The sequence below is a fragment of the Curtobacterium sp. 9128 genome (assembly GCF_900086645.1).
GTDB lineage: Bacteria > Actinomycetota > Actinomycetes > Actinomycetales > Microbacteriaceae > Curtobacterium.
Genome location: NZ_LT576451.1, coordinates 2,674,845 through 2,692,788 on the forward strand (window position 1 = coordinate 2,674,845; position 17,944 = coordinate 2,692,788).

The 17,944-nt window shown below is 71.0% G+C and carries 17 protein-coding genes; 1 reads left to right on the plus strand and 16 read right to left on the minus strand.

Annotated elements, in window-relative coordinates; genetic code table 11:
* Nucleotides 1-26: 26 nt before the first annotated feature.
* The 11 genes from gmk to QK288_RS12915 form a co-directional block, all read right to left on the minus strand.
* Complete coding sequence (gmk, locus tag QK288_RS12865; protein WP_281264697.1) at nucleotides 27-941, minus strand: guanylate kinase; 915 nt, start codon at nucleotides 939-941, stop codon at nucleotides 27-29.
* Entirely contained in the window at nucleotides 938-1,840 is a 903-nt protein-coding gene (gene pyrF / locus QK288_RS12870; protein ID WP_281264698.1) for an orotidine-5'-phosphate decarboxylase, read from the minus strand. The genes gmk and pyrF overlap by 4 nt, the downstream gene beginning before the upstream one ends.
* On the minus strand, nucleotides 1,837-5,115 hold the full coding sequence (gene carB / locus QK288_RS12875; protein ID WP_281264699.1) for a carbamoyl-phosphate synthase large subunit: 3,279 nt from the start codon (nucleotides 5,113-5,115) through the stop codon (nucleotides 1,837-1,839). Before carB ends, pyrF begins: the two co-directional genes overlap by 4 nt.
* Nucleotides 5,115-6,314: a glutamine-hydrolyzing carbamoyl-phosphate synthase small subunit gene (carA, locus tag QK288_RS12880; protein ID WP_281264700.1), complete on the minus strand. Its 1,200-nt coding sequence runs from the start codon at nucleotides 6,312-6,314 to the stop codon at nucleotides 5,115-5,117. The genes carB and carA overlap by 1 nt, the downstream gene beginning before the upstream one ends.
* Nucleotides 6,314-6,856 (minus strand): hypothetical protein, encoded by a 543-nt coding sequence (locus QK288_RS12885; protein WP_281264701.1) that lies wholly within the window; start codon nucleotides 6,854-6,856, stop codon nucleotides 6,314-6,316. Before QK288_RS12885 ends, carA begins: the two co-directional genes overlap by 1 nt.
* Complete coding sequence (locus tag QK288_RS12890; RefSeq protein ID WP_281264702.1) at nucleotides 6,853-8,214, minus strand: dihydroorotase; 1,362 nt, start codon at nucleotides 8,212-8,214, stop codon at nucleotides 6,853-6,855. Before QK288_RS12890 ends, QK288_RS12885 begins: the two co-directional genes overlap by 4 nt.
* Nucleotides 8,211-9,170, minus strand: a complete 960-nt coding sequence (locus QK288_RS12895; protein ID WP_281264703.1) for an aspartate carbamoyltransferase catalytic subunit — start codon at nucleotides 9,168-9,170, stop codon at nucleotides 8,211-8,213. The genes QK288_RS12890 and QK288_RS12895 overlap by 4 nt, the downstream gene beginning before the upstream one ends.
* Entirely contained in the window at nucleotides 9,167-9,748 is a 582-nt protein-coding gene (gene pyrR, locus QK288_RS12900; RefSeq protein ID WP_281264704.1) for a bifunctional pyr operon transcriptional regulator/uracil phosphoribosyltransferase PyrR, read from the minus strand. Before pyrR ends, QK288_RS12895 begins: the two co-directional genes overlap by 4 nt.
* Before the next feature lie 58 nt (nucleotides 9,749-9,806).
* Nucleotides 9,807-10,259, minus strand: coding sequence for a transcription antitermination factor NusB (gene nusB, locus QK288_RS12905; RefSeq protein WP_281264705.1), 453 nt, complete (start codon nucleotides 10,257-10,259; stop codon nucleotides 9,807-9,809).
* The gene (gene efp, locus QK288_RS12910; RefSeq protein ID WP_144758338.1) at nucleotides 10,256-10,819 is read right to left on the minus strand and encodes an elongation factor P; all 564 of its coding nucleotides are present in this window, start codon (nucleotides 10,817-10,819) and stop codon (nucleotides 10,256-10,258) included. Before efp ends, nusB begins: the two co-directional genes overlap by 4 nt.
* Nucleotides 10,820-10,897: 78 nt before the next feature.
* The gene (locus QK288_RS12915; RefSeq protein WP_281264706.1) at nucleotides 10,898-12,589 is read right to left on the minus strand and encodes an AarF/UbiB family protein; all 1,692 of its coding nucleotides are present in this window, start codon (nucleotides 12,587-12,589) and stop codon (nucleotides 10,898-10,900) included.
* Between the two features lie 279 nt (nucleotides 12,590-12,868).
* On the opposite strand from QK288_RS12915, the gene QK288_RS12920 reads away from it, so the two are divergent.
* The gene (locus QK288_RS12920) at nucleotides 12,869-13,036 is read left to right on the plus strand and encodes a hypothetical protein (RefSeq protein WP_281264707.1); all 168 of its coding nucleotides are present in this window, start codon (nucleotides 12,869-12,871) and stop codon (nucleotides 13,034-13,036) included.
* Nucleotides 13,037-13,043: 7 nt separating this feature from the next.
* Here the strand turns inward: QK288_RS12920 and aroB are convergent, their stop codons facing one another.
* From aroB to ruvX, 5 genes are all read right to left on the minus strand, one after another.
* Nucleotides 13,044-14,126, minus strand: coding sequence for a 3-dehydroquinate synthase (gene aroB, locus QK288_RS12925; RefSeq protein ID WP_281267587.1), 1,083 nt, complete (start codon nucleotides 14,124-14,126; stop codon nucleotides 13,044-13,046).
* A gap of 11 nt (nucleotides 14,127-14,137) precedes the next feature.
* A complete protein-coding gene (locus QK288_RS12930) occupies nucleotides 14,138-14,665 on the minus strand; it encodes a shikimate kinase (RefSeq protein ID WP_281264708.1) in 528 nt (175 codons plus the stop codon).
* Nucleotides 14,662-15,882, minus strand: a complete 1,221-nt coding sequence (aroC, locus tag QK288_RS12935) for a chorismate synthase (protein ID WP_281264709.1) — start codon at nucleotides 15,880-15,882, stop codon at nucleotides 14,662-14,664. Before aroC ends, QK288_RS12930 begins: the two co-directional genes overlap by 4 nt.
* Nucleotides 15,883-15,918: 36 nt before the next feature.
* Nucleotides 15,919-17,418 carry an endolytic transglycosylase MltG gene (gene mltG / locus QK288_RS12940; RefSeq protein WP_281264710.1) on the minus strand — a complete coding sequence of 500 codons (1,500 nt, stop codon included), beginning with the start codon at nucleotides 17,416-17,418 and terminating at the stop codon, nucleotides 15,919-15,921.
* A 71-nt stretch (nucleotides 17,419-17,489) separates the two neighbouring features.
* Nucleotides 17,490-17,942 (minus strand): Holliday junction resolvase RuvX, encoded by a 453-nt coding sequence (gene ruvX / locus QK288_RS12945; protein ID WP_281264711.1) that lies wholly within the window; start codon nucleotides 17,940-17,942, stop codon nucleotides 17,490-17,492.
* Nucleotides 17,943-17,944: the final 2 nt, after the last annotated feature.

The window sequence follows — 17,944 nt, forward strand, 5'->3', positions numbered from 1 at the left end:
GCCCGAACGGGCGCAGTGGCACCCGGCTAGGGCGCAGTGAACAAGTCTACGACTTCCTGTGCCGCGGTGCTGACATCGGAGTTCACGATGCGCACGTCGAACTCGTCCTGCGCGGCGAGTTCGACCTTCGCGGTCTCGAGCCGACGGGCCTGTTCCTCTGCGGATTCCGTGCCGCGACCGATCAGCCGGCGGACGAGTTCGTCCCACGTCGGCGGCAGCAGGAACACGAGCACCGCCTCGGGCATGGCGTCACGGACCTGCCGAGCGCCCTGCAGGTCGATCTCGAGCATCACCTTGTCGCCGGCGTCGAGCGCGCGGTCGATCGGCGGACGCGGGGTGCCGTATCGGTACGAGTTGTGCACGGTCGCCCACTCGAGGAGCTCGCGGTCCCGGATCATCCGGTCGAACTCGGCGTCGTCGACGAAGTAGTAGTGCACGCCGTCGACCTCGCCGGGACGGGGCTTCCTCGTCGTCGCGGACACGCTGAGGTTCACCTCGGGGTACTGCTCGCGGATGTACGCGCTCACGGTGCCCTTGCCGACGGCGGTCGGACCCGCGAGCACGACGAGCTTCGACACGCCACGCTTGCGGCCACGCGCGACGAGCCAGTCCGACAGCGCGGTCCGCTGCCGGGTCCCGAGCCCGCCGAGGCGCTTCGACGGCGCGATCCGGAGCGTGCCCATGATCCCCTCGGCCCGCGCCGGACCGATCCCGCTCAGGCTGGTGAGGAGGTCACGGACGCGCAGGGACTTCTCGGCCGGTGCGTCCTCGTCGCTCCATGCGGTGCGCGCGACGTCGAGTGCCGACCGCTCCCCCGACGCGACGGCGGCCTTCACGGCGGCCCGGGCGCGACGCGCGGCGACCGCCGCACGTGCGGCCGCGACACGGTCCACCTCCGGTGGATTGCGGTGCGCGGGCAGCTGGCTGCGGTCGTCGGTCATGCCCCTGCCCCAGCCAGCGCCGCCGCGATCCGATCGGCACGGTCGGTGACGAGCGACGCGACGCCGTCCGGCCCGTCGGTGAGCAGCCCGCGGGACTCGCTCACGAGCACCTGCTCGGCACGGGAGCCGTACAGGGACCTGAGGTCCTCGATGCGAGCGCCCTGCGCACCGAACCCCGGAGCCAGGATCGGCGAGGTGCCGATCTCGTCCGCGCCGATGCCGAAGTCCTGCAGGGAGAGGGTCGCGCCGAGCACGAGCCCGACGTCGCCGATGGCCTGGTCGCCCACGGCCGGGTTGTCGTCTGCCACGTCGAGAACGATACCGGCCGCGACGGAGCGCCCCGCACGCGGGCCCTCCGCCAGCACTGCGGTCTGCAGGACGCGGGCCTCGGGGTTGCTCGTCGCCGCGAGCACGAACACGCCGGCGCCGTTCCGTCGCGCGACGTCGACCGTGCCGGCGAGCGAGCCGTAGCCGAGGTACGGCGAGACCGTCATCGCGTCGGCGGCGAACGGCCCGTCGCGGTCCAGCCACGCGAGCGCGTAGTCGTCCCCGGTGGATCCGATGTCGCCGCGCTTCACGTCGGCGACGACCAGGAGGCCCGCATCGCGTGCCCGGCGGATCGTCGCGTCGAGAGCACGGTATCCGTCCACCCCCGCGGCCTCGAAGAAGGCGATCTGCGGCTTCACGACCGCGGCGCGGCCGGCGGCCGCGTCCACCAGGACGCGGCCGAACTCGGTCAGACCCGCTTCGTCACGACCGAGCCCCCACGCCGCCAGGGTGGCGGCATGGGGGTCGATCCCGACGCACAGCGCGGACCGCGACCCGATGGCGGCCGCGAGCCGGACGCCGAACGGCTCCGGGCCTCCCGACCGGTCTGCGGCGTCGAGGCGGTCCGTCACCAGCCCGCCCGCTCGAGCGCGTAGTCCTGCAGGCTGCGGACGCTGTGCTGCGTGCCGATCGTCTCGATCGCCGCGACGGCCGCACCGAGCTGCGCGATCGTGGTGAACAGCGGCTTGTCCGCCGCGACGGTGGCCGCGCGGATCTCGTAGCCGTCCGCACGACCCGACGCGCCCGACGGGGTGTTGATCACGATGTCGACCTCGTCGCGGGCGAGCATCTCCACGACGCTGTCGCCGCCCTGGCTGAACTTGCCGACGACCGACACCTGGATGCCGTTGCGGCGGAGCACCTCGGCGGTGCCCTCGGTCGCGGTGATCGTGAAGCCGAGCTGCTGGAGGCGGTGCACCGGCAGCACGATCGCGCGCTTGTCGGTGTCGGCGACGCTCACGAAGACCGTGCCGGAGGTCGGCAGTCCGCCGTACGCGGCTTCCTGCGACTTGAGGAACGCCCGCGGGAAGTCGCGGTCGATGCCCATGACCTCGCCCGTGGAGCGCATCTCCGGGCTGAGGACCGAGTCGACGACCTGGCCCTCTGCGGTGCGGAACCTGCGGAAGGGCAGCACGGCCTCCTTGACCGCGACCGGCGCCTGTGCGGGGACGAACGCGCCGTCCCGCTCGGGCAGCAGCCCCTCGGCGACGAGCCCGTCGACGGTGGTCCCGGTCATGATGCGGGCAGCGGCCTTGGCCAGCGCGATGCCGAGCGCCTTGGAGACGAACGGGACGGTACGGCTGGCACGAGGGTTCGCCTCGAGCACGTAGAGCACCCCGGCACCGATCGCGAACTGCACGTTGAGCAGCCCTCGGACGCCGATGCCGCGCGCGATCTTCTCGGTCGCGTCGACGACGGCCTGGATCTCGCCGCGGCCGAGCCCGACCGGCGGGAGCGTGCAGGACGAGTCGCCGGAGTGGATCCCGGCTTCCTCGATGTGCTCCATGATGCCGCCGATGTAGAGCCGCTCACCGTCGAAGAGCGCGTCGACGTCGATCTCCACGGCGTCGTCGAGGAACCGGTCCACCAGGAGCGGCAGATCAGGGCCGATGATCGCCTGGTCGGCCATCCGGTCGAAGTAGTCGGCCATCGCGGTGGAGTCGTAGACGATCTCCATGCCGCGGCCACCCAGGACGAACGACGGGCGGACGAGCACCGGGTACCCGATCTCCTCGGCCACCGCGGTCGCGCTGGCGAGGTCGTGCGCGGTTCCGTTGCGCGGGGCGAGCAGCCCGGCCTCGTCGAGGATCGCGGAGAACTGGCCGCGCTCCTCGGCGGAGTCGATCGCCGTCGGGCTGGTGCCGAGGATCGGGATGCCGGCTGCCTCGAGCGGCTTCGCGAGCCCCAGGGCCGTCTGGCCGCCGAGCTGCACGACGACGCCGACCAGCTCGCCGGACGCCGCCTCGGCCTCGATGACCTCGAGGACGTCCTCGGTGGTCAGCGGCTCGAAGTACAGGCGGTCGGAGGTGTCGTAGTCGGTGGAGACCGTCTCCGGGTTGCAGTTGATCATGATCGTCTCGAACCCGGCGTCCGAGAGCGCGAAGGACGCGTGCACGCAGGAGTAGTCGAACTCGACGCCCTGGCCGATGCGGTTCGGGCCGGAGCCGAGGATGACGACCTTCTTGCGGTCGCTGGGTGCGACCTCGGTCTCGGTGTCGTAGGACGAGTAGTGGTACGGCGTGAGTGCCGGGAACTCGCCGGCGCAGGTGTCCACCGTCTTGAACACCGGACGGATGCCCAGCGCGTGACGGCTGTTGCGGACGTCCTGCTCGGTGACGCCGCGCAGCGCCGCGATCTGGATGTCGCTGAAGCCGTGCTCCTTGGCCCACCGGATCGTGTCGGCATCGAGTTCCGCTGCCGCGGCGACCTCGGCGGCGACCTCGTTGATGAGCACGATCTGGTCGATGAACCACGGGTCGATCTTCGTGGCGTCGAAGACCTCTTCTGCGGTGGCGCCGGCGACCAGGGCCTGCTGCACCGTGACGATGCGGCCGTCGGTCGGGATCGCCGACTTCGCCAGCAGTGCGTCCTTGTCGAGCTCGGCGGCCGGGGTGTCCCAGTGGAAGCTCGAGCCGCGCTTCTCCAGCGAGCGGAGCGACTTCTGCAGGGCGGTGGCGTAGTTCCGGCCGATGGCCATCGCCTCGCCGACGCTCTTCATCGTCGTGGTCAGCGTGGCGTCGGCGGCCGGGAACTTCTCGAACGCGAACCGAGGGGTCTTGACCACGACGTAGTCGAGCGTCGGCTCGAAGCTCGCCGGGGTGACCCGCGTGATGTCGTTCTGGATCTCGTCGAGGCGGTACCCGATGGCGAGCTTCGCGGCGATCTTGGCGATCGGGAAGCCCGTCGCCTTCGACGCGAGGGCACTCGAGCGGGACACACGCGGGTTCATCTCGATCACGATGACGCGGCCGTTGGACGGGTCGATCGCGAACTGGATGTTGCAGCCGCCGGTGTCGACGCCGACGCGACGGATGATGTCGATGCCGATGTCGCGGAGGTTCTGGTACTCGCGGTCGGTGAGCGTCAGCGCCGGGGCGACCGTGATCGAGTCGCCGGTGTGCACGCCGACCGGGTCGACGTTCTCGATCGAGCAGACCACGACGGTGTTGTCGTAGTTGTCCCGCATGAGCTCGAGCTCGTACTCCTTCCAGCCGAGGATCGACTCCTCGAGCAGGACCTCGGTCGTCGGGCTGGACTGCAGCCCGTCGCCGACGAAGCGGACGAGCTCGTCCTCGTTGTACGCGAAGCCGGAGCCGAGGCCGCCCATCGTGAAGGACGGACGGACGACGAGCGGGTAGCCGAGGTCGGCCGCGAACGCCTTCGCCTCCTCCAGCGTGTGCGCGATGTGGCTGCGGGCCACGTCGGCGCCGGACTCGAGCACGAGCTCCTTGAAGAGCCACCGGTCCTCGCCACGCTGGATCGCGTCGACCTTGGCGCCGATCAGCTCGACGCCGTGCTTCTCGAGGATCCCGGCCTCGTCGAGCGCGATCGCCGCGTTCAGGGCGGTCTGGCCGCCGAGCGTCGGCAGGACGGCGTCCGGCTGCTCGATGCGGATGATCTCCTCGAGCGAGGCGTTCGTGATCGGCTCGATGTACGTCGCGTCGGCGAAGTCCGGGTCGGTCATGATCGTGGCCGGGTTCGGGTTCACGAGGATGACGCGGATGCCCTCTGCACGGAGGACACGGCAGGCCTGGGTGCCGGAGTAGTCGAACTCGGCGGCCTGGCCGATGACGATCGGACCCGAGCCGATGACGAGGACGGAGTTGATGTCGGAGCGCTTGGGCATCAGTTCGCTTCCTTGGTGGTGTCTGCTGCGGGCGTCGTTGCGTCGGCGGTGGCGGCGTCCAGCGGACGGCCTTCCGCACGCGCCACGACCATGTCCCGGAAGCGGTCGAAGAGGTACATGCTGTCGTGCGGTCCCGCGGCGGCCTCCGGGTGGTACTGCACGCTGAACGCGGGGATGTCGAGCGCGCGGAGGCCCTCGACCACGTTGTCGTTGAGGGAGTAGTGCGAGACCTCGACGCGGCCGAACCCGGCAGGCGACTCGAGGACCTCGCCGACGGGGGCGTCGACCGCGAAGCCGTGGTTCTGGCTCGTGATCTCGACCTTGCCCGTCGTCGTGTCGAGCACCGGCTGGTTGATCCCGCGGTGGCCGAACGGCAGCTTGTACGTGCCGAAGCCGAGCGCGCGGCCGAGGAGCTGGTTGCCGAAGCAGATGCCGAAGAACGGGCGGCCGTCGTGCAGGCTCTCCTGCAGGAGCGTCACCTGGGCGTCGGACGCAGCGGGGTCGCCAGGACCGTTCGAGTAGAACAGGGCGTCGGGGGCGAGCGCTCGGAGCGCCTCGATCGTGACGTCCTGGGGCAGGACGTGCACCTCGAAGCCCCGCTCGGCGAGGTAGCGGGTGGTCGACGCCTTGACGCCGAGGTCGAGCACCGCGAGGGTGCCGATCTGCTCGCCGACGGCGGGCACGACGTAGGTCTCGGGGGTGGACACCGTCGCGGAGAAGCTCGCGCCGGCCATGTCGGCCTGCTCGCGCACCAGGCGCGCCTGCTCCTCGGGCGCCAGCGCGGCGTCCGGGCCGCTGAACACGCCGCCCTTCATCGCGCCGGCGTCCCGGATGCGCCGGGTGAGCGCACGGGTGTCGATGCCGGAGATGCCGACGATGCCGTCACGCTCGAGGTGGTCGTCGAGGGAGGCGTTCGCGCGGTGGTTCGACACGACACGGCTGGGGTCGCGGACGACGTACCCGGCGACCCAGATGCGGCGGGACTCGGGGTCCTCGTCGTTGACCCCGGTGTTGCCGATGTGCGGCGCGGTCTGCACCACGATCTGCCCGGCGTACGAGGGGTCGGTCAGGGTCTCCTGGTAGCCGGTCATCCCGGTCGCGAAGACCACCTCGCCGAGTGTGCGCCCGCGGGCGCCGTAGGCCCATCCGTCGTACCGGGTGCCGTCCTCGAGGACCAGCACGGCCCGTTCGCGTGTCATCAGTTCGTCCCTTCGCCCGCGTGGTGCGGGTGGTTGTGCTTCGTCGCCAGCTCCTGGAGGGCGTGCAGTGCCGCTGCGTCGCCCTCCGGAAACCGGAAGTAGGTGTCGAGGTCCGTCGCACCTGCGGCGCCGGTCGCCGTCCATCGCAGACGGACCAGTCCCCCGGGTTCGACCACGCGGTCGATGGCCCAGGTGGCGCGGTCGGCGCCGCGGACGGCGTCCCGGGCGACCCAGCGGTCGTCGGCTCCGGCGAGGTGCAGGACCACGCCGTCCCGGTGGACGGTCACGCCGCCGCGGCCGCGGAAGCCGAGTCCGCCTGCGGTGATGCGTTCGAGCGGGGTGTCGGCCCGGGTCGTCGCGACGGTGAACCCGTCCCACGACCCGGCTTCCGGCCCGGGTTCGGCCGGCACGCTGACGGGAGGCACGGATTCCGCCTGCTTGCGGGCCCGCGTCCGCCAGGTGCGTGCCATGGCGACGAACAGCGCGGCCACGGCGAGCAGGATCACCCCGCCCAGCAGCCAGCGTGCGGCGTCACCGCTCATGCGGTCGCCGCCGTCCCGGCCGTCGCCGCCGCTGCGGCGGCGACGGTCTCGGCGTCGACCAGGACGCCGTCGAGGAGCGTCGGGTAGCCCTGGTGGAAGGTCGCGACGACCCGACCCGGGAGCCGCATGCCGAGGTACGGCGAGTTCTGCGACTGTCCGGCGAGGTCGGTCACCGCGAACTCGCGGACCGCGCTCGGGTCGTACAGCGTGATCTCCGCGGGGGCACCGGCAGCGATCGCGTGCCCGTGACCGGCGACCTGCCCGATCCGCGCAGGAGCGCTAGAGAGCACGCGCGCGACGTCCGCCCAGTCCAGTCGGCCGTCCTCGACCACCGCGGCGTGCACGACGCTCAGCGCGGACTCGAGGCCGACCATGCCGTTGGCGGCCGCCGGCCACTCGCAGCACTTGGCCTCTGCCGTGTGCGGCGCATGGTCCGTCGCGACGATGTCGATCGTGCCGTCGGCCAGTGCGGCGCGCAGGGCGTCGACGTCCTCGCGGGAGCGGAGCGGGGGGTTCACCTTGTACTTGGCGTCGTACCCCGGTGCACCGTCGACCCCGGCGATGAGGTCCTCGGTGAGCACGAGGTGGTGCGGTGTGACCTCCGCGGTGACGTCGATCCCGCGGGACTTCGCCCAGCGGATGACCTCCACGCTGCCGGCGGTCGAGACGTGGCACACGTGCAGCCGCGCACCGACGTGGTCCGCGAGCAGGACGTCGCGGGCGATGATCGCCTCTTCCGCCACCGACGGCCAGCCGGCGAGCCCGAGCTCCGACGACAGCCGCCCCTCGTTCATCTGCGCGCCGATCGTCAGGCGGGGTTCCTGCGCGTGCTGCGCCAGGACACCGCCGAAGCCCTTGATGTACTCGAGCGCGCGCCGCATCAGCAGCGGGTCGGACACACACGAGCCGTCGTCCGAGAACACCCGGACCTTCGCCCTGGACGTCGCCATCGCGCCGATCTCGGACAGGTGCGTGCCCTGCAACCCCTGCGAGACGGCACCGATCGGACGGACCGTGACGTAGCCGGCGTCGTCGCCGAGGGCCTGGACCTGCTCGACGACCCCGGCGGTGTCGGCCACCGGGCTCGAGTTCGCCATCGCGTTGACGGCGGTGAAGCCGCCGGCGGCCGCGGCACGCGAGCCGGACAGGACCGTCTCGGACTCCTCGAAACCGGGCTCGCGGAGGTGGGTGTGCAGGTCCACGAGACCGGGCATGGCGATCAGGCCGTCCGCGTCCACGGCCGTGGCACCGGCCGCGTCGAGACCGGACCCGACCGCGGTGATGCGCCCGGCCTCCAGTCGGATGTCGGCACGGGTGCCGTCGACCAGCTGCGCGCCGCGGATGAGGTGGGCGGTCATGCGATGGTCTCCTTCGCTTCGTTTCCGGTCAGTGCCAGGTACAGCACCGCCATGCGGACGCTCACGCCGTTGGCGACCTGCTCGACGACGGTCGAGCGGGCGTCGTCCGCGGCGACCCCGGCGATCTCGAGCCCGCGGTTCATCGGGCCGGGGTGCATCACGAGCGTGCGCTCGGACAGCCGCTGGAACCGGGCCGCGGTGAGCCCCCAGTGCCGGGTGTACTCGCGTGGGTTCGGGAAGAACGCGTCGTTCATCCGCTCCTGCTGGATGCGCAGCGTCATCACGACGTCGGGGTCCTCGGCGAGGGCCACGTCGAGGTCGTGGTGCACGGCGGCGCCGAACGGGGTCGTGGTGGCGGGCAGCAGCGTCGGCGGCGCCGCGAACGTGACGCTGGCACCGAGCGTGCGGAGGAGCCACGCGTTGGACCGTGCGACGCGACTGTGCAGCACGTCGCCGACGATCAGCACGCGCACACCGTCGAGGCCCTGGCCGCGAGACGCACCGCCGTGCAGGCGACGGCGCATCGTGAAGGCGTCGAGCAGGGCCTGGGTCGGGTGCTCGTGCGTCCCGTCACCGGCGTTCACCACCGGGACGTCGATCCAGTCCGCGTCGGCGAGCACCCGCGGGGCGCCGGACGCGCCGTGCCGCATGACGATGCCGTCGATGCCCATCGCACCGAGTGTCTGCACGGTGTCCTTGAGCGACTCGCCCTTCGAGACGCTGGAGCCCTTCGCGGCGAAGTTGATGACGTCGGCGGACAGGCGCTTCGCGGCGGCCTCGAACGAGATGCGGGTGCGTGTGGAGTCCTCGAAGAAGAGGTTCACGACGGTCTTACCGCGGAGCGCAGGCAGCCGCTTGACCTCTCGCGTGTTGACCTCGGCCATCTCCTCGGCGACGTCGAGGATGTGGATCGCCTCGGCGCGGGACAGGTCCGCTGTGGAGAGGAGGTGCTTCACGAGGCGGCCCCCGGCGTCTCGCCCTGCTGCTCGCTCTGTTCGATGACGACCTCGTCGGTGCCGTCGGTCTCCGTCAGCCGGAGCGTCACGCGCTCGTCGGACGCCGTCGGCAGGTTCTTGCCGACGTGGTCGGCACGGATCGGGAGTTCGCGGTGCCCCCGGTCCACGAGCACGGCGAGTCGGACGGCGCGCGGCCGGCCGATCCCCTGCAGCGCGTCGAGCGCCGCGCGGACGGTGCGGCCCGAGTAGAGCACGTCATCGACGAGCACGACGACCTTGCCGTCGATGCCGGTCGTCGGGATCGTCGTGCGGTGCGGCGCACGACCGATGCCGTGGCCGAGGTCGTCGCGGTGCATCGTGACGTCGAGCGTGCCGACGCGCTGGTCGCGCTGATCGGCCCAGTCGGGCTCGATGCCGGCCAGGATCGTCGCGAGACGATCGGCGAGCACGGCTCCGCGCGTCGGGATGCCCAGGAGCACGAGATCCGAGCCGCCGTGGTTGGCCTCGAGGATCTCGTGGGCGATGCGTGTCAGAGCACGCGTGATGTCGGGGTGCTGCAGGACCGTTCTGGTACCCACGCCGACCTCCTTCCCCGCCTCTCAGGACGGCATTTAAAGGATGCTGACGTGGTCAACCCTACCGGGACTCCTGGTCCCCTGCGACCGTCCGGCCGGACGGTGCACGGCCCCCGGCGACGGCACCGAGGACGCCGTTGACGAACCCGGCCGACTCCTCGGTCGACAGCGACTGCGCCAGCTCGACCGCCTCGGCGATGGCGACGCCGTCGGGCACGTCGGCGTTGAACCGGATCTCCCAGACGCCCATGCGCAGGATGCAGCGGTCGAGGACCGGCATCCGCGCGATCGACCAGCCCTGGGCGTGGTCGACGATCACGGCGTCGATCTCGGCGCGCGCTTCCTCGACGCCGGTGACGACCTGCCGGGCGTAGTCCCAGCTGGACGCACGCTCGGGCTGGTCGAGGTGCCTGACGGTCTCCGTGGCGAGGACGTCCGCGATCGGGAGATCGCGGACCTCCGCCACGTACAACATGTCGAGGGCGCGCTTGCGGGCCTTGGAACGAGCGCTCATTCGTTGACGCGGCCGAGGTAGTTGCCGTCGCGCGTGTCGATCTTCACCTTGGTGTCGGTCTCCAGGTACAGCGGCACCTGGATCTGGTAACCGGTGGCCTTGATCGTCGCGGGCTTGGTGCCGCCGGACGAGCGGTCGCCCTGCAGGCCGGGCTCGGTCTCGATCTCGGTGACGATCGAGGTCGGGAGCTCGATGTAGAGCGGGTTGCCCTCGTTCATCGCGATGGTGACCATCGCGGACTCGAGCAGGAAGTTCTTCGCGTCGCCGACGACCGTCGCGGGGACCGGGATCTGGTCGTAGGTGTCGGTGTCCATGAACACGTACGAGTCGCCGTCCTCGTAGAGGAACTGGTAGTCGCGACGGTCGACCGTCGCGGTCTCGATCTTCGCGCCCGCGTTGAACGTGCGGTCGACGACCTTGCCGGAGACGACGTTCTTCAGCTTGGTGCGCACGAACGCACCGCCCTTGCCGGGCTTGACGTGCTGGAACTCGACGACCGACCAGAGCTGCCCGTCGATGATGAGAACGGCGCCGTTCTTGATGTCAGTGGTACTGGCCATGAGTCTTCGATGTCCCGTTCGTATTGATGAGTGAAGTGTTCGGGCGTCGCGCGCCCCGGTCGAGTGTAGCCGACGGCGTCACTCCCGCCGTCGTGCCCGCCACGCGTCGATCGCCGCCCAGACCAGTAGCACGACCGCGGCGCCACCGAGCAGACCACCGGCCGCCGCGGTGCTCAACGCCGCCGTCGGTCGCGCGGGCGACGCCAGGTAGACGATGGCGAGCACGCCCGCTCCTGCGCCGAGCAGCACGAGGAGCACCCGGCGGATCAGACCGGACAGCGTCCGACGGTCCCGCTGGTCCGCGAAGAGCCGGATGTTGACGGTCAGCTTCCCGGTCTCGATCGCCTCGCCGATCCGGTCGACGCGGCGCGGCAGGCGTCGGGCGGTCGACACGAGCCCGAAGAGCTCCTTCAGCGCGACGTCCCGCAGCTTGCCGGGGCGCAGCTGGTCGCGGATCTGCTCACGAGCGAGGTTCCGCGATTCCTCGAGCAGGTCGAAGCTCGGCACCAGGGTCCGGAGCGTCCCCTCGAAGATCGCGAGCGCCCTGGCCGCGGCCACGAAGTCCGGCGGGGCCTTCAGCCGGTACTGCCCGAACACCTCGACCGCGTGGTCGACGGTCTCGACGCCGATGCGCGCACCAGGCCCGAGCTCCTCGGCCACGAAGCGGGCGATGTCCCGTCGGAAGTCCGGCTCGTCCTGCGCCCGCCGGACCGGGGCCATCCGCAGCACCGCGTCCGCGATCCGGGAGGTGTCGTCCTGCAGGTAGGACGCGAGCAGCTCCTGCACGATGTCGCGGAGCCCCGGGTCGAGCCGTCCGACCGACCCGAAGTCGATCAGTGCCGGCCGACCGTCGGGGAGCAGGAGCACGTTCCCCGGGTGCATGTCGGCGTGGTAGATGCCGTCGAAGACCACCTGCCGGAGGAACACACGCAGGATCGCCCGCATCGGCTCGTCCAGGTCGCGGTCGGACCTGGTGGCCCGGATCGCGCTGAGGGTGTCGCCCTCGAGGAACTCCATCACGAGCACGCGCCGGCCGGACAGCTCGGGGTACGGGTCCGGGAATCGCACCTCGTCCGGACGGGCGCTCCGTGCCTGCGCCGCGCGGAGTGCCTCGAGGTTGCGGAGCTCCGATGTGAAGTCGACCTGCCTGATGAGGTCGGCCGCGTACTGCGCCGCGACGTCCTGCACGCCGATCTGCCGGGCTTCGGTCGAGGTGCGGGCCATGAACCGGACCACCCGGAGCGCGATGTCGACGTCGCGTCGGACGGCGTCGTCGATACCGGGTCGCTGCACCTTCACGGCGACCGCCGTGCCGTCGTGCAGTCGAGCACGGTGGACCTGCGCGATCGACGCGGCCGCGACGGGTGTCGTGTCGAACGACTGGAAGACCTCGTCGACGGGCGCGTGCAGATCGCTGGCGAGCAGCGCAGCGACGGCAGCGGGGTCCGCCGCCGTCACGTTGCGCTGCAGGTGCGCGAGGCCCTCGGTCCACTCGTCGGGCAACAGGTCGTCCCTGGTCGACAGCAGCTGCCCCATCTTCACGAATCCGCCGCCGGCTTCTTCGAGCGCGCGGCGGAGGTGCTCCGCCTGACTGCGGCGCTTGTCGGACGTCTCCGGGTCGCGTGAGAAGTCGAGCCGTCGGAACGGCACCAGACCGTGTCGACGGGCGATGGACAGGAGCTCGGCGAACCGGCGCGCGCGGGTGCGGAGCGTTCCGGGCTCCGCCGCCGGCCCGGCGCCGAGGTCGCTCAGGCGGGGTGGGTTGGGCACTCGGCCAGCATGCTCCCCCGGGCTGGGCTTCCGCAGACGGCTCCTCCACAGCCGGGAGGCTCGGCGCGCGTCCCACAGATCGGCCTGCCGCCGCCTCGTGGCCCCGTCCGCTGCACCCGTCCAGACCGCGAGCGATACGGAACACGACATTTCGGAAAGTGTGCTCGCGAACGTGCGCGACCTACGGTGGGCTCCCGAGGACGACCGCGAGCTCGCCGCCACGCTGCTGGCACAGATGCGCCGCCGTTCCGAAGGATTGCCGATCGAAGGAGTGCCACCATGCTGAAACGGAAGCCGCTCGACGTCCCGACCGACCCGTTCGAACGGCGGGCATTCGCCAACGGCGCCACGCCCGAGGAATGGGCCGAGTTCCACCGCACCAACATCATCACGGTGTCGATGCGCGTGAAGTGGTGGTTGCGGAGGACGCTCCACGTCCTTCGATGAGCTCGGGCTAGACGCCGACCTCCTGGTAGGCGGTGAAGAGCAGGTGGTCCTCCGGCCCCTCGAGGGTGACGGGCTTGCCGACCCCGTCGAGGATGATGAACCGCAGCATCCCGGCACGCGCCTTCTTGTCGCGGCGCATCGTGGCGAGGAGCCCCTCCCACCGGCCGAGCGGGTACGTGGTGGGCAGCGACAGCGAATCGAGGACGGCACGGTGCCGGTCCACGGTCGCGTCGTCGAGGTGCCCGGTCAACCGGGCGAGTTCCGCGGCGAACACCATGCCGACCGAGACCGCCGCTCCGTGCCGCCACTGGTACCGCTCGGCGTGCTCGATCGCGTGCCCGAGCGTGTGCCCGTAGTTGAGGATCTCGCGGCGGCCCTGCTCGGTGAAGTCGTCCGACACCACCTGTGCCTTCAGCTCGATGGCGAGCTCGACCACTCGGCGGAACTCCGGCGTCGTGGGGTCGGTCGCGCGATCCACGTCGGCTTCGACGATGTCGAGGATCTCCGGCACGGCGATGAACCCGGCCTTCACGATCTCCGCGAACCCGGTGAGCACGTCGTTGCGCGGCAGCGTCAGCACGAGGTCGATGTCCGCGACGACCGCCTTCGGCGGATAGAACGCGCCGACGAGGTTCTTGCCCTCGTTCGTGTTGATGCCGGTCTTGCCGCCGACGCTCGCGTCCACCATGCCGAGCACGCTCGTCGGGATCGCGATGTACGGCACGCCGCGAAGCCACGTCGCGGCGACGAACCCGGCGAGGTCGGTGACGGCTCCCCCACCGAGCCCGATCACGGCGTCGGTCCTGGTGAAGTCCGACTGCCCCATGATCTGCCAGCAGAACGCGGCGACCTCGATGCGCTTGGCGGCCTCGGCGTCCGGGACCTCGGCGATGAGCGCCTCGAGGCCGGCGTCGACCAGTTGCACGCGGAGCTCCTCAGCGCGTGCACCGAGGGTCGGCGCGTGCACGATGAGCACCTTGGCGACCCGCGGTCCGAGGAGCGCCGGCACGGAGCCGAGCAAGCCGTTGCCGACCGCCACGACGTACCCGTCGTCGCCCCCGACGCGGATCTCGGTGGTGCCCTCTGGCAGGATCGACTCGGTCACGGTGTTCCTCCTGTTGTCCCCCGCACCCACGCGACGACGTCGTCGACGACGTGCGACATCGGGCGGCGGGAGGTGTCGACGACGATGTGCGCCAGCTCCGCATAGGTCGCGGCGCGCTCGTCCATGATGGTCTGCCAGGCGTCGATGCCGCCGGAAGCCAGCAACGGCCGGTCCGAGCCGTTGATCCGCTCGGCGACGGCTTCGGGTGAGACGGTGAGCAGGACGACGCGCGCCCCGGCCATCGCGTCACGCGTGGCCGCGTGGGTCACGGCTCCCCCACCCACGGCGACCACGCCACCCGACGCCATCGCCGCGGCCACCGCATCGGCCTCGAGCGCCCGGAACGCCGGTTCGCCGCGGTCCGCGAAGATCCCCGGGATCGGTCCGTGCTCTCGGACGATCACCCGGTCGGTGTCGGTGAACGGCACGCCGAGCTGCTTCGCGACGCGCTTGCCCACGCTCGACTTGCCGGCGCCCATCGGTCCGATGATGACGACGGGAGCCGCGGCGCGCTCGTTGCTCACCAGGTGCTGGAGGGCTCAGCCGGCTCGGTGCGGCGTGAACGCAGGGTCTCCGGGATCGACGCGAGGTACGACTCGAGGTTGCGCTTGGTCTCCACGACGTTGTCGCCACCGAACTTCTCGAGCACGGCGTCGGCGAGCACGAGCGCGACCATGGCCTCGGCGACCACACCGGCGGCCGGGACGGCGCAGACGTCCGAGCGCTGGTGGTGCGCGGAGGCGTCCTCACCCGTGGCGACGTCGATGGTGTGCAGCGCGTGCGGGACCGTGGCGATCGGCTTCATCCCCGCGCGGACGCGCAGCACGGTCCCGGTGGACATGCCGCCCTCGGTCCCACCGGCGCGGTCGCTCGTGCGGATGATCTCGCCGTCCTCGCGGAACAGCTCGTCGTGCGCTTCGGAACCGCGGCGGGCAGCCGTCTGGAATCCGTCGCCGATCTCGACGCCCTTGATCGCCTGGATGCCCATGATCGCCGCGGCGAGACGCGCGTCGAGACGACGGTCCCACTGCACGTGCGAGCCGAGCCCCGGCGGGACGCCGTAGAACAGCACCTCGACGACACCGCCGAGGGTGTCGCCGTCCTTCTTCGCCGCCTCGACCTCGGTGACCATGCGGGCAGAGGTGTCGGCGTCGAAACAGCGCAGCTGGTCCTCGTCGAGCCGGTCGACGTCGTCGGGTTGGGGCAGTGCGGTGCCGTCGGGCACGCGGACGGTCCCGACCTGCAGCGTGTGCGCGACAGACCGGATTCCGAGTTCGGCGAGGAACGACTTCGCGACGGCACCGAGGGCGACGCGCGCCGCGGTCTCGCGAGCCGAAGCACGTTCGAGGATCGGGCGGGACTCGTCGAACCCGTACTTCTGCATGCCGACCAGATCGGCGTGCCCCGGACGCGGGCGGGTCAGCGGGGCGCTGCGACCACGCGAGAGCTCGGTCTGCTCGACCGGCTCCGGGTTCATCACCTCGACCCACTTCGGCCACTCGGTGTTGCCGATGCGGATGGCGATCGGGCTGCCGAGGGAGTACCCGTGCCGGACGCCGCCGGACACGTGCAGCTCGTCCTGTTCGAACTTCATGCGCGAGCCGCGGCCGTAGCCGAGTTTGCGCCGCGCGAGGTCGGTACGGATGGACTCGAACGACACCGGGACGCCGGCGGGCAGGCCCTCGAGCATCGCGATCAGTTCGGGTCCGTGGGACTCACCAGCGGTCAACCAACGAAGCATGGTGTCCATCCTCCCACAGCGCCAGGGCCCGAGTCGTTACTGGTACGAGGGGTTCGCGCGGAGCCACGCCTGGAACTGCTTCACCGCCTGCTGGTGCTCGGCGTAGGTGTCCGAGAAGACCGTCTCGCCCGTCTCGAGGTTCACCGTGACGAAGTACAACCAGTTGCCGGTGGCCTCTTGGGTGACCGCCTTGATGGCGATGTCACCGGGGTTCGAGATCGGCGCGGGCGGCAGACCCTCGTGCTGGTACGTGTTGTACGGGTTCGAGGCGTCGTTCCGCTCGGCGTCGGTGGTGGTCACCCGGTGGGTGTTCCCCGTGCCGTACGCGACGGTCGCGTCCGACTGCAGCTTCATGCCCTGGTCGAGGCGGTTCTGGAACACGCGGGCGACCTTCGGGTAGTCGGCTGCCAGGCCTGCTTCCTTCTGCACGAGCGACGCGAACACGATGACGTGCTCCTGGTCCGCCTCGGCCACGCCGGCGTCCTTCAGGTGCTGCTTCATCGTGTCGACCATGGACTGGAAGTACTGCTTCGCGGTCCAACCCGGGTTGATCGGGTACGTCGCCGGGAAGAGCCAGCCCTCGAGGGTGGTCACGCCGCTCGGTAGCCCGTACGCGGAGACGTCCTTCGCGGCCGACGACACCTCGGCTTCGCTCAGCCCGGCCTTCGAGACCATGCCGGCCTCGATGTCCTTGAGCGCGGTGCCCTCCGGGATCACGATGGACGCGGTGACCTTGTTGTCCTTGTCCTGCAGCGCCGCGAGCGCGGCCTTCGAGCTCATGTGCTTCTTCAGCGCGTAGGAACCCGGCTGGAACTGGACGTCGCCGGATGCCAGCAGGAGCTTGTAGAACGCGGTCGACGTCTTCACGACGCCGCTGCGCTGCAGGGTCTTCGCGACGTCCTCGCCGATGTCGCCCTGCTTGATGGTGATGGTGACCTTCGAGGTCCCGTTCCCGGTGTAGTCATCGGTCTCCTTCGCGCCGGTGAGCGCTCCGATGACCTGCTGCACCTTCGGCGCAGCGAACGTGTACGCGCCGATGCCGGCCGCCAGCACGACGGCGACGATGACGATGCCGGCGATCAGTGCGCCGCGCGACCGACGACGCGGCTCACGGGGCGGCCTGGAGGCTCCCCCGCGTCCGCCTCGGCGCCCACGTCCGCCGCCTCCCGCCGATCCACCACCGGTGCTGCCGCCACCGGTGCTGCCAGCACCGTCGCCGTCGCCTGGTGCAGGCGCTGCCGCCCCCTCGGTGAGCAGGCCGTGCACCTCCGGGTGGAGCTCATCGACGGATCGTGCCACCGGAGCGTCGGCCGGTGAGACCGGCCGCTCCACGTCGTCCCGGGGCGACCCGGCGGCCGCGCGAGCCGACGTCGATTCCCGGGCACGAGCCTCCCGTCGGGACAGCGGGCGCCCTGTGGCACCGTCGGCGGAGCGGACGTCGTCGCGTCCATCGGGTGCACCGTCGGTGGGCTTCGCCCGCCGCTCGGCGTCGTTGCCGGGCGCGATGATCGCGTTCCAGTCCAGGTCGTCTGCCAACGGTCCTCGGTCTCTCGGTCGGGAAGACTCCGCGGGGGCTCCGTCGCTGCGGTGGCGACGGGAGGGCAGCCCTACTCGGGGAGCGTGGCCCCGGGTGGGGCGCCGGACGCGCGCTCGTGGTCGAGCGCATGTTGCAGAATGATAACAGCGGCCGCTTGGTCGATCACGGACCGCGACTTCTTGGCGTTGCGTCCCGCCTGCCGCATCCCCCGCTGGGCGGTCACCGTCGACAGTCGCTCGTCGACCAGACGGACGGGTCGGTGCGCGGCGATCCGGGCCGCGAACTCCCTTGCGTCCGTCGTGGACGGCGTGTCCGCGCCGGACATCGACAGCGGCAGCCCGACGACGATCTCGAGCACGTCGTACTCCTCGGCGATCGTCAGGATCCGCCCCAGGTCAGCGTCGTCGTCGCGCGCGACGGTCTCCACCGGCGTTGCGAGGAGTCCGTCGCGGTCGCAGACGGCGACACCGATCCGGGCGCGTCCGACGTCGACGCCGAGGCGGCGTCCGGATCGGATCGTCATGG

Coding starts and splice junctions, on each gene's coding strand:
- aroC (WP_281264709.1), bottom strand. CDS start 15,882: ATGCTTCGTTGGTTGACCGCTGGTGAGTCCCACGGACCCGAACTGATC.
- QK288_RS12920 (WP_281264707.1), top strand. CDS start 12,869: ATGCTGAAACGGAAGCCGCTCGACGTCCCGACCGACCCGTTCGAACGG.
- gmk (WP_281264697.1), bottom strand. CDS start 941: ATGACCGACGACCGCAGCCAGCTGCCCGCGCACCGCAATCCACCGGAG.
- efp (WP_144758338.1), bottom strand. CDS start 10,819: ATGGCCAGTACCACTGACATCAAGAACGGCGCCGTTCTCATCATCGAC.
- QK288_RS12885 (WP_281264701.1), bottom strand. CDS start 6,856: ATGAGCGGTGACGCCGCACGCTGGCTGCTGGGCGGGGTGATCCTGCTC.
- QK288_RS12890 (WP_281264702.1), bottom strand. CDS start 8,214: ATGACCGCCCACCTCATCCGCGGCGCGCAGCTGGTCGACGGCACCCGT.
- carB (WP_281264699.1), bottom strand. CDS start 5,115: ATGCCCAAGCGCTCCGACATCAACTCCGTCCTCGTCATCGGCTCGGGT.
- ruvX (WP_281264711.1), bottom strand. CDS start 17,942: ATGACGATCCGATCCGGACGCCGCCTCGGCGTCGACGTCGGACGCGCC.
- nusB (WP_281264705.1), bottom strand. CDS start 10,259: ATGAGCGCTCGTTCCAAGGCCCGCAAGCGCGCCCTCGACATGTTGTAC.
- carA (WP_281264700.1), bottom strand. CDS start 6,314: ATGACACGCGAACGGGCCGTGCTGGTCCTCGAGGACGGCACCCGGTAC.